The organism is Lysinibacillus sp. fkY74-1, assembly GCF_053165895.1.
The window spans coordinates 179,197-191,895 of the sequence record NZ_CP170173.1 but is presented as its reverse complement, the minus strand read 5'-3'; the positions used below and the strand labels follow the sequence as shown (position 1 = coordinate 191,895).

Below are 12,699 nucleotides of genomic sequence, written 5' to 3'. Positions count from 1 at the left end.
AATTTAGTATTTAGGCAAATAAAAAAACACTAGCTATTATAATTTATAGCTAGTGTTCTTATATTCTACTGTGTTCTAGGTTGAATTAATACATAGTTTGGAGCTGTTGGAGATGTAGATTCTTTCGCATAAACTATATTTCCGTATTTATCCTTCGTAAATAAATATATTTTTTGATCCTTCTGGAATATGTTTGTAGAATTTGGATCAGTGCTTGTTTGGATAGCAGTAAATGTTTTTTCAGAACTTGCATCTGATGGTTTTGTTATTTGCCCCTTACCATAAGATATTATTCCCCCACCAGGGATGTCTGTGTAATTATTGCTATCAGCTCTTTCTATAATATCTTTAATATTAGCGATTGTTAGATCACCTTGGTTCTTAGAAAGAACTGCATAATAGTAATGCTGATTCCATGTTATATCTGCATCTAAGTTTGCAATCACTCGAACCTGTTTAGAAATATTTAAGTCACCTGGGTACTGTATATCAGGTACTAATGTTGCTGAAGTAATTGTATTCACTTTTGCAGGATACTTGTATTCTGCTTTTAATTTACTGAATGTCCATTCGCCTTTATCCTTAGCTGTGGCATTGATTGTCATATCAAAGCTTTGTGTAACTTCGTTTGCAAATGTTAGTATCATTTTGCGTGGCTTCCATTCATCAATCTCGTCTACCTTGTCCTGCCACTTCCATGAAGCATAAGTAGGGGTAATTGCAGTGCCTGTTTCAGGATTCACTAATTGGAAGTCTGAAGCTTTTAATTCAACAGCCTCAGAAAAAGTTACTTCTAATGTTTTTCCATCGAGCTGTTTAACGATTGGATCTTCGACCTTCGGTGGTGTACCATCAGAAAAGAATTTATATGCCATAATCCCCGTATTATTTAGGCTTGGTGTCAAACTAATTGGTTTATTTTGCTTTTCATCATGAGTATAGATTGTTGACTCTGTACCAACTTGTACCATTGTTGAATTGTTATATCTATCTTTAACAGCAACATACAGCTCGTAATTCTCATGTGGTTCAAGAGGGGAAAGGTTAATTTCATTTGTATCCTTTCGCATAGCACTTGCTCTTCCTCTTTCGATAACCTCTTCAGCGCTTGCTGGTACTGGAACTGTGGTATCACCAGCTTTGCGAAGAATATAGTAATACGTACCAGCTTCATCTGACATAAATTTAAAGGTAGCTTTTTTATCACCTTCAGCTATTTTAATCGAAGTATTTTCAATCTTTGGTGCAGTTCTATCATCAATCACATGTTTAGTTTGTATATCTGAAACATTTCCTGAACGATCACGTAAGACCATATAAATGGAATAGCTCTTAAATGGATCTAATGGTGGGAATGTATTTGGTAAAGGAATTGTAACCTTCTGCTTTCCTAATTGTGCAGGTTTATTTCCTCCACTACCAACAATCGCAACATCCTGTGTTCCTACTTTAAATGTCGTCTCATTTAATTGGACAGCTTCAATTAAGCGTAAGCGATCATCACGCGTAAGGGTTAAATCTGACTCCATAATTAAATAATGATATGTCCCAGCTTTTGAAGCATTAAACTCTAAAAGTGTTTGATCCTTTGCATTATTAATAGCAGGCTCCCCTATAATTGTAAGCACTGGTAATTCAATATCATTATGAATATATTCAGCTGTGTTCCGCGGAACAGTATTTATAGGGATATTATTAATATTTTCAAATTCAATATCAGCTAAATCTTTAACATTCGGTGAAATAGTAACAACTAGGTTATCCCCATTTACAAAGCCTGTTAGCGATGGGATGGTGAAAATAAGTCTTTTCTGAGCTTTATTATAGACAACCTTTGTAGGATGTATCGGTAGCTGAGCACCCTGATTGACTATCCCTGTACCAGAAAGGTCATAGTTCTCTACTTTTTCAGCAGAAATAGGATCTAATTCCTCACTCACAGTTATATAAAATTCATTTTTAATCTCATCTAGTAAAACAAGTTGGCCACCAACAACATATGGAGGAACATTATCAAGCTCACTAGTTTTAAAATCCTTTACAACAGCAGGATCTACAGAGTAGTTTCCTGAATCATCCTTCATTACAACATACAACTGGTAATCTGTTTCAGCATCTAAGCCCGTTAAGATTTCTGTTATACCTAGCTCACCAGCTTTTGCCTTTCCTTTACCTGTTGGATTAGCGACGATGTCTGCCGTTGTCGGATCAGCAGCTGTTGTTTTCTTACGTACATAGTAGTAATAATCTCCAGGTTCACTTGCTGCAAACTTGAATTCAGCCCTTGTGCCTCCGTGTAATGGTGTAACTTGTAAAGATTTTACTACTGGTGGTGTTGCATCTTTCATTTGGAATGATTGTGACACGATATCGGATGCATTTTTCGAGCCATCTACAACCATGATGTAGATGACATATTCTTTTTTCTCACCTAGATTAGATACCTTAACAGAGTTTGTGCCTTTTACTGCGGCACCACTTCCGTAAGCTATATTCTCATTTGACAGATGATTGACCATTTCACGTTTATTTGGAGCTTCTGCTCCTTTTTCACGGACAATATAATAGTACGTACCAACTTCATCTGATGTGAAGTCTGCTTGAATCTCACTGCCATTTAGCACTTTGACATTTGTAATGCTAACGATAGGTTTTGTTTTATCATCAGGATTTTGATTCTCGTTTTCATCTTTATCGATTGGTTTGCCATCTGGATCAGTAATATTGCCTATATTATCTTTATCATCAAGGAAATCGTCGAAGATATTATTTGGCGACCCATCCTTAGGTAAGATGACTTTATCGATATACGTATAATCTCCAATATCAATCTTGCCGTATACATTATCAACAAATAATGTGCCAATTCGACCATAAATATATAATTCTAGGTCTGTGCGGCTATTGTAGTTAATCCAATCAATATTTCCTGAACCGTAAATTGTTAGCGGTGTTTCAGTATTGAGATTTAACGTGCCAATATAACCTTGAATTTCAAATTCGCGAACACTTCCGATAATATCTACACGTGGTAGTTTCATATTGGATTCGATTTTTGTACCTGTTTGTGAGACGACTAGTCTTGAAACGGTACTGTTATAAAACTCAAGATGTTTTTCAACATTTTTCATTTCCTGTTTTTCGTTAGACCAGTTGACAAAAGGCTTGTCTTTATCAGGATTTTGATTCGTCCAATTCTGAAGATCGTTTGTCGAATTATTAATGGATGAATCGTCGCCCTTAGAATTATCGGGATCTGACCAGTTGATAAATGAGATATTGTTACTTGCCACACGTCCAATTGATAAAGGCTGATTGTTTATAGCACCTAAATGTAATGGTGGACGAACTGTTTCATTGACAAACATAGTCCCAGTCATCTTTAGATTATTAAATTCAATATAATTACCATTCACCTCAATGGTAGCTCCTAATGAGCCATGGTCCCCATCAAAATCAAGGAAATCCTTGCTTGTACCACTAGCATTTATAGTTAATTTAGAAATGGATAGAATCTTCTTACTAGAAAGATTCCCTTCAATATAAGCACCCTTTAAGACTGGTGCATTATAGTCGTTAAAAATATGTGACAAATTTTCTGAAACTGTATAAGCTTTCCCATTTATATAAACGGCATCATCATCAACACTTGTGATTTTATAAGATGTTTCATTATTTTTTTTCTCTTGTGAACGGACAACAAAAGAAGCAAACTGTCCGCGATTTACAGGATCAAACGGTGAAAATGTTACAGGCGTTGTGCCTTCCGTAATATTCAAATCAATTAGTGTTTGAATATAGATTGCATTGCTTGATTTGCTATCTACATCTTTAAAAATATTGTTGTAACTAGGAGAAACCTCCAGATGGAATGCTAACACTAATACTTTCGCTAATTCGCCGCGAGTCATTACCTCATTAGGCATAAATGTGCCGTTTGAATAACCAGACATAATGCCTGCATTTTGTAGTGCAGCCACTGACTTATAAAATTCGCTCCCTTTCGGCACGTCTTTATAATAAGGATCTTGGACATTTCTAGTATCCAATTTTAAGGCTGTAGCCAGCATTTTTGCTGCTTGTCCACGAGTTACATTGACATCTGGTCGGAAGGTATTATCGGCAAACCCATTAATTACGCCCTGAGAATAGAGCTTTAATATATCGTTATAATGAACCGAGTATTGGTCGATGTCTGTAAAGGGAGAAGTAGCCGCTGCCGCTTTTTGTGGTGAAGGCACTACAACCGCAATCCCACTTGAAGCAAATACTGTTGCAATCAATGCTTTATTTACTTTTTGGATTTTAGATTTATCCATTCCACTCTTCCTTTCACTTATGTATTTTGATACGTACAAATATCATTTTCATCATACCCTTTATATCGACCAAGAACAGTTGAATCTTCATAGATAAATCTAAAATAGTCAAGTAAATTTATTGATACACATAGTAGTTCCATACAAGTCTTACTGAAAAAATTTCCTATGGCATTTTCCAACAACAAAAAAGCCAAGGAGCATCGGTGCTCACTTGACTTTCACGATATATAGGCATACATCTAGTCGTACTTGTGGTGTCATAAGGGAAAGGGGGATAACCTTACGTCTGGTCAAGTCGATCGAGAGATGTGACCCGAATTACATATCATCTGAACAGGATTTATAGTCATTTGACGAATGACTTACAAATAGCTTGCCCAAATGTTGTTTGCATTAAACAATTACCCCAAAATCAAAAATATAAGCTTATTTTAATTAATTTTTACTTTATTTTTTTACAGCAACCTTAACTTGATTACGTCCAGCTTGTTTCGCTTCATACAAGGCTCCATCCGCCGCTTCAATCAATGTCTCGGGCGTAGCTGCCATTTCAGGATATAAAGCTATACCTGCGGATAATGTTACTGGTCTACCACAAGGGCTATCCGTCTCAGCTAAATTTCCCCGTAATTGTTCCGCTACTTGCTCAGCCTCTATTACTGTTGTGTTTGGCAGAAGCATCACAAATTCCTCACCACCATAACGACAGCATACATCCCCTTCTCGCGCTACAGATTGCATATGTTTTGCTAAAAACTGCAGGACCTTATCGCCAACAGCATGACCGTATGTGTCGTTCACGCTTTTAAAGTGATCTAAATCTAGCAAAATGATGGCATGTGGTACCCTATTCTCAAACCACTCCGCCAGCATAGCATCCATCGTTCGTCGATTGGTAACACCCGTTAATGGATCTACAGTTGATTGATCCTTGAAAAATGTAACCTGTCCATGTAAAAACGATAGACTACGAATTAAGACATACTTTAACGAATGGGCTTCAAAGTACCAACCACTGACAGATTTTAAACCTTCTACATTTTTCTTATCGAGACTTTCTTCTGTTAACATCGCTAATTGTTGTAAAGGATTAGCAATACGAGCCGCTGCCCAAAGTACAATGACAACTGAAACGATCATAAGCGGTACAGATTTAATAATAACTTCCTGCACTCTATCGAAGGAAGGAGCCAGTGCTACTTCTAAAGGCTTCTGCGCGACAACTCCCCAACCTGTGGAGGACACTGAACTAAAACCAGCAAGCATTTTCACTCCTTTTGTGTTGTCAACGATTTGAACCCCACTCTTACCAGACATCACAGCCTGAACGACTTTATTTTTTGTGACAACATCATTGATACGGCTTGGGTCCTGATGATAGATAACGCGTCCATCTGAATCTACAACATATACATAGGAGCCATCCTTACTATAATGTTCTCCTAATAACGTTTTAAAGGCATTTGGTTCTTTTAGATAAATCGTTCCTGCTACCATCCCTAAATACTCGTTAGATGCTGAAAATATAGGATGGGAAATAAAAATAATAAGACGCCCTGTCATCGCTTCGTACGGCTTAGAAACAAGTGGTATTTTTTTAGCTAATGCCTCTTGAGCGCCAAGAGATGTTAAAACCTCACCTTTAATTTCAATGGAGGGAGGTGATACGGATAAGACAAGTCCTTCAGCATTTGTTATGACGACTGAATTAAACATTTCATTTTGTAATCTGAGACGGTCTGTTTCCCTATTTAAAATTTGCTCATCACCTAAATTTTCGCTCACTTGATTGGCACTATAGCTTAAAATTTGAAAGGCTTCATGAAGATAGGCATCTGCGGTTGAAGCCAATTTTTGCGCATACACATGATTTGTTTCAAGTGTATTTTCCTTTATGGAGTCAACATTCATTCTGTACCCGCCCCAAACACTACCTATGATTGTAAAGAAGAATGCAGCCATAGCTACTCCCATAATTAAATGCTTTAATTTTAATTGATGTGATTTCATTACTTCCCACCTAAATGTGTTAGTATGTTTATAATTTTTAACAATTAGTGCCTATAATAAGCAACAGCTCATCTTGAGAAAAGGAAATTCCTGAAGAAACACCTTCCCTTAAACACTAGAACATATCTCTAGGATTGTATCAATAATGAGAGGTGAATAATATGGATATACAGTAAACTTTCTCTCTCTAACAAGTCCATCCCCCTTTGCTAAATTTTCTGATATTTGACAACGATTATCTGACAGTTGATTAGTCATCTAAAATCGGAATTTTTTTACTTTTATTGTTATTCTGACATATAAAAGTAGAACTGTTTATTCTATAATAAAAATAACATAGGCAAGGGAAGTTCCATTCTGTTATAATACTGATTAAAATTAAATATTCTGTATTATTACAGTTTGTGCATAACTGGGATTATGAGAAAAGCGCTACTCAACCATCTTGCATGGTCGTGTAGCCTACACAAAAAGGGGTTGGAAGATTTGGGTATTTTAAAGGGGTTAAAAATTCTCGATTTTTCTGCATTACTACCAGGACCAATGGCGACAATGATTTTTGCTGATTTAGGAGCTGATGTCATACATGTTGAATCTTCAAAAAGGGTTGATTTAACAAGAATCATGCCTCCTTACGATGATGATCATGAAGCATACATCCATCAGCATTTAAATCGCTCTAAAAAATCGCTCACGCTCAATTTGAAATCATCGGAAGCTATTGAAATTGTGAAATCTCTTGTACAAGAATATGACGTAATTATTGAAGGTTTCCGACCAGGGGTGATGCAACGACTTGGGATCGGCTACGAAGCGCTTAAAGAAATAAATCCACGGGTAATTTATTGTGCGATTACAGGCTATGGACAAACAGGACCATATAGCAATCGACCTGGACATGATAATAATTACCTTTCATTAGCAGGTGTCCTTGATTATTCACGCCATAAAGATAAAAGGCCTGTCTCTATGGGAATACAGCTAGCTGATATTGCAGGTGGAACGATGCATGCTGCAATTGGGGTATTGGCCGCTGCCCTTCATCGTGAGAAAACAGGTGTGGGTCAATTCATTGATATTAGCATGACAGATGCTGTATTTTCACTAAATGCTATGTATGGTTCTGCCTTTATTGGAGGTGGACGTGTACCACAGCCAGAACAGGAAATTTTAAACGGTGGCAGTTACTATGATTTTTATAAAACCAAGGATGGTCGCTTCTTCTCAGTCGGTAGTCTAGAGCCTCAATTTCGGAAATTGCTTTGTGAAGCACTCGATATTCCTGAATTGATTGATAATACTTTCAATGATTCCTACTACACACAAATTCGCTTTAAAGAGGCTGTTCATGATGCATTTTTATCGAAAACGTATGAGGAGTGGCTAGAAGTATTTAATGAAGATTTTGAAGGTTGTGTGGAGCCTGTTCTCACATTCCCGGAAGCCTGCGAGCATCCGCAGCTAAAGGCAAGAGAAATGATTGTTTCCATTCCTAAAGGGGATGGCACATTACAACAACAAATTGCTTCTCCTCTTAAATTTGATGGCTCTGAACCAGAATATAAGCATGTTGGTGCTAAGCTAGGTGAGCATAATGAGGAAATTCTAAGTTCATTAGGCTATGGTACTGAACAAATCAAGGCTTTGAAAGATAAAGGCGTTTTGGAATAAAAAAAGTGTCTAATACCGTCGATAAAGGACGTATTAGACACTTTTTTTATACATAGGCACTAATAAATACGCGTAGATTTTCAAAATGATCATCAATTAATAAATATTTTTTATAGATTTCCATTAATTTCTCAAAAAGCTCAAACTGCTCCGTTACAAATAAAACCCTTAAAATATTTAACATATGCCAGGATGCACTCTGTGCCACGATATAGTAAGGTACTTCCGGTTGACGATAATTCTGTCGCCACTCTTCTACCGACAAACCAATATGCTGTAATGAGTTGTTAACCTGTAGCGCAATATCCTGTTGAACGTATGCCTCAATTGCAATTAGTTGTTCACTGCTATAATTCTTTTGTACTAAAGAGGTATTTATCTTTTTGTTAGACGCTAGTACATGCTCCTTTAAAAGTAGTAAGCCATCCTCATAGCGTGTCGCTTTTACATAATGATCAAGTAAAATCGCATATAAGTTTTCTAAATAATTTAATTGATAATTTTTTATAATTGCTGGTGGTGTAGGTTTACGATTTGGCAAAAGGTCTTTATATTCCAATAGAATTTCAATAGCGTAATTATTTAAGCGCTCATCCTCTAATAAATATTCACCATAATATATAACTTTTTCACTTTGCTGTTCTCTATTTGCTATATGAAATAAAATATAGGCAATTAACACTTTTTCCTTCTCGGTTAAAGCATACATGGAGTAGCGCCATTCCGCTTCAAATGAAGTAATAAAGTCTTTGACGCGTTTATAATCACCCTCCGATAAGCAATAATGTGTAACAATTTGGTAAAGTCGTAGCTGTTTCTTAGCCAAACAGCTAGATTTATTTTTATCCACATGAGTTATACACTTATCCAGTATCAATTTATAGTTATTCACAAAGTTATCCACATGTTCACAGCTCATTTTCATAGAATGCTCGAAATGTCCCATAATTTCATAAAGAAATGTGAACTGTTCTAAAGGTCTGTGGATAAAAAGTGAATAAACTTTTTTTGTGAACAGCCAATGCCAAAATGGTGTATGTTCCTTATACATCATATGCACTAAATACTCATCTTGAAATTTATATAACATAATTGTCTGTAGCTCATTCACTGGCATTTCCATCTGCATTCTTTTCCCAAAAACCAACCAAATTAACCGTTCCAAATCTATTGTATGTTGAGCAAAAAGCTGTTCAAAAAAAGTTTCTTTTCCTTTTTGTGTGTAAAAAAAGGCATTGAGCCGATCATTCACAAATTTTGCATCTAACCCGTACTTGTCAAAATACATTTGCATTTCTGTTGATGCACGGCCCCAGTATTTACGTGCTGTGGAAAAGGCAATATTCATAGCCATTTCTTCGTTTACTAAAAATAGTTTAGGTGAGAGCGAAGTACCAAGTATTTTTGGATCTTCTTGCAGATCTACCTCTGCCTCTAGCCATGTTGCAAGTAAATTTTCAGCACCCTCTACATTACTTTGTTTATATGTCATGAATAATTGCTCATCACAGTCCAACAGCATACAATTGGAGCCTCCCATCAAGTTCGACCAACAAAGATCTTCCCCTATCTTTAAAATACATGTTTTTAACACTCTTTCTTCAATATAACAAATCTTAACTAACATATGCTAAAAAAATAGTGGTATGCCACATGCAAATAAATAAATCCATCTATGAAGTGAGTACTTCATAGATGGAATCTTAATCACCAGAATTGTGGATATTTTCGTGTTTCTCTTAAATTATTAATTAACAAACCAAAGAAAACAATAATGACTGCTCCAATTAATACAGGCAGGATTAAGTAACTCCAGCTATAGCCTCCTAGAATAATAATGATAGGATTGGCACCTGCAGGAGGATGGATAATGCCTAAGAGGGCCATGAAAAATATGGTTAAACCAACGCCAAGGCTGATGGACAATATATTCGAACCTAATGTTGAATACAGCGTTAGCCCAATACATGCAGAAACCAAATGTCCACCGATAATATTTCGAGGCTGAGACAATGGCGCATTCCAAACGACAAATACTAGAACGCAGCTCCCCCCAAGAGATGCCATTAACCAAGGGGCATCTGTATAATTTGTTAACAAAAGCAATACAAAAATACAGATTAGGCCTCCTACCGCTCCTGTAAAGGCATCAGCAAAATTTGTTCGAGAAGGTGCATGTCCGCCTCCCTTCATCTTTAAAAGAAAGGGCTTAACGATATTCTTTTTTTCAATTTTATTTCCTATTCGCACTAATTCTGACATTCAGCACCGACTTTACTATTTCTCTATTTTAATACTTACACCTTGGTGGACATTAAACTTTTATCATTATATCAACCCATCATAAGATTTCAATTCTAACTTCAAATTTCCGACAAATACTCACTTTTTCTACTCACAACTCATACAAAAAAAGCAAACCCTTGAAAGTTTGCCTTCATACAAATTGATTCTTTAATCGTATTGTTTTTTCACCGTTTTAAAAATTCGAACCTTTTTCAGTATCGTTTTAGGTACTTGGAAAGTTGCTGTGACTACTCCTGGATGACGACCAATTTCTATAGAGCCTGTGATGGTTGCTCTATTCAATACTTCTGATTCAGGTAATTCAAATAGCTTGGATGCACGGCGAATAGCATTATCAGTTGCCTCATTTAACGTTTTGCCAGTACCAACTATTGATACGGGTAAAGCCTCTTCTATCTGTTTTACACCGAATTCCTCTGCTAGCTCGCGTGCACGACGTTTTTCTTCCTTTGTAAATGGCTTTGCTGTATATGGTAAATCTTCCTCATTTGGTAGTAACACAGGGCCTTCCAATGCTACTTTCTTCAAGACATGAACTTGAAGCTGTACAATCCCTGCTACATCAGTTGTATGTCCTGCAATTTCACCATCTCCCTGCATAGCATGCATATCTCCAATGTATATGCCGCCACCAGGAACTTTTACAGGGCAAATAATCGTTGCACCTTCACGAACTCTGCTAATATCCATATGTCCATCGGTACGATGTAAATCCAATTCATCCTGTGTGAAGGCATACTCATGTGGTGCCCCAATTAAGAATGAACCGAAATCACCTGCATTATGAGAATCGGGCATTGCCTTTGAAGGGGTTGTACCAAGCTGACCTAAAAATGGACGCATTCTAGCCATGACACCTACTATGTCACTTGGTGCCAATGCTACAACAGGATTTTGAATAGAGTTTTCGGGCGTTCTCATGTAATTTTTGGCATCAAGAGCAATACGACGGGCACCCTCTCGTCCAACCGTTACACCTATATGTCCTTTATGATCAAACGCCATTGTGTAGCCATTAGTCATGTTGAATGGTGCCGTATCTGTATCACATGTCGAACAGCGAATTGCTTGAGGTCCTATACCTTTAACAACAGTGCTTGGATGGAGCTTGCCACAACCTGGACATTTTACGGAAACAAACGGATCACCAATAAAGCGATCTGTGATGGGCTCATCGTGACCAGAGGAAGTGGCCATTGAAGTAACCTGAATAGACTTAATTTTTATGACAATCGCGTCACCCACCTCAGCCCCCTCCACAAAAACGGGCTTCGTTACTTCATGTCCACCACGTATAGTTGGTGTTAGCATGGGTCCCCAGCATCCAGGTGTAGTATTGGCAATGATTGTTCCACCATCTTTAACTGGTCCAAGCATTTCTTGTGAAGGATCTAAAATACCATCTATGAACTCATTTACGAACAATGTCTCAGCGGCTTGCGGTTGCTGTATAAAGTCACTTTCTAGTCCCTCTTTGTCAAGCACATGCAATTCGTTTGTCATTTTTCGTCACGCTCCTAGTTTGTCTTTTTATGTATGAAGTTATATGTAAAAAAACGCTCTCCACATTTGCAGAGAGCTATTTTTTTCTTCTTTCAGTAGCAGGCAAAACTACTTTGAACCGTTAATTATTCATATATAAATCAAAAATATGTGAGAAATCTTCTTTTTTGTACTGATCTTTATGATCAATCATCCAAGTATTTGCAAAGCGGGTAATTGCCTCAAATGATGCGGACGGAGAAATATTATCATTGCCAATTCGTCCAAGTGATGAAGAAGCAATATGTAAGCTTTTTTCTGCTACTTCTAACTTATAGGCATTGTTCTTTTGTTCGTAGCTAATCGCATGTAGCGCTTTATATAAATCTTTAATGTCATCAATAAAGCGTTTATGAATGTCGATGGAAAGTGGAGAATTACCGATTGTAAACTTAATTTCGACATCAAGGTCAATTGTTCCTGCTGTTTCGAGAAAAACATCTGTAATGGCGAACATAGAATAATCATAGCGACGTAGTAATCGTTTCTTACTCATAGCGCTTTCGCCATCTACATGGAGAATAGCACGATTTGTAAAGCAGTATTCATCTGCCTTTGTTTTAATTAAAAAGTAAATTTTTTCATCTATTTCATGTAGTATAAAATCATCAGCATCAGTTTTATCATAGTCTTCTCTTTGAACGACTACTCCAATATCAGATAATCCTAATGCATCGGCAGCTATTTTTTTAAACATTGCCATTCCTCCTCATTTGTCTATACTCTTTTTACGTTTAGTAGCTGTAAAGGTTTCACTTCTCCATCTTCAATTTTTAAATGTAAGTATACAAGGGCTTTTATTAGTAATACTTCATTTCCTCTTTCCAGTACATTTCATTTATAATGA

The 12,699-nt window shown here is 36.8% G+C and carries 7 protein-coding genes; 1 reads left to right on the top strand and 6 read right to left on the bottom strand.

What is annotated here, in order from left to right:
- Window positions 1-65: 65 nt before the first annotated feature.
- Window positions 66-4,319, bottom strand: coding sequence for an S-layer homology domain-containing protein (locus tag ACE1MS_RS00945; RefSeq protein ID WP_447402642.1), 4,254 nt, complete (start codon window positions 4,317-4,319; stop codon window positions 66-68).
- Window positions 4,320-4,769: 450 nt separating this feature from the next.
- Window positions 4,770-6,332, bottom strand: coding sequence for a sensor domain-containing diguanylate cyclase (locus ACE1MS_RS00940; RefSeq protein ID WP_031418108.1), 1,563 nt, complete (start codon window positions 6,330-6,332; stop codon window positions 4,770-4,772).
- 486 nt (window positions 6,333-6,818) lie between these two features.
- Between ACE1MS_RS00940 and ACE1MS_RS00935 the strand changes: the two genes are divergently transcribed.
- The gene (locus tag ACE1MS_RS00935) at window positions 6,819-8,003 is read left to right on the top strand and encodes a CaiB/BaiF CoA transferase family protein (protein WP_197148725.1); all 1,185 of its coding nucleotides are present in this window, start codon (window positions 6,819-6,821) and stop codon (window positions 8,001-8,003) included.
- Window positions 8,004-8,049: 46 nt separating this feature from the next.
- Here ACE1MS_RS00935 and ACE1MS_RS00930 read toward each other — a convergent pair whose 3' ends face one another.
- The 4 genes from ACE1MS_RS00930 to ACE1MS_RS00915 all read right to left on the bottom strand — a co-directional run bounded on the left by ACE1MS_RS00930 (window position 8,050) and on the right by ACE1MS_RS00915 (window position 12,549).
- Window positions 8,050-9,495 carry a hypothetical protein gene (locus ACE1MS_RS00930; RefSeq protein WP_447402641.1) on the bottom strand — a complete coding sequence of 482 codons (1,446 nt, stop codon included), beginning with the start codon at window positions 9,493-9,495 and terminating at the stop codon, window positions 8,050-8,052.
- Between the two features lie 215 nt (window positions 9,496-9,710).
- Window positions 9,711-10,265, bottom strand: coding sequence for an HPP family protein (locus tag ACE1MS_RS00925; protein ID WP_012292463.1), 555 nt, complete (start codon window positions 10,263-10,265; stop codon window positions 9,711-9,713).
- A 192-nt stretch (window positions 10,266-10,457) separates the two neighbouring features.
- Entirely contained in the window at window positions 10,458-11,813 is a 1,356-nt protein-coding gene (locus ACE1MS_RS00920; protein ID WP_012292462.1) for an acetamidase/formamidase family protein, read from the bottom strand.
- Window positions 11,814-11,934: 121 nt separating this feature from the next.
- Window positions 11,935-12,549 (bottom strand): PH domain-containing protein, encoded by a 615-nt coding sequence (locus tag ACE1MS_RS00915; protein WP_031418105.1) that lies wholly within the window; start codon window positions 12,547-12,549, stop codon window positions 11,935-11,937.
- Window positions 12,550-12,699: the final 150 nt, after the last annotated feature.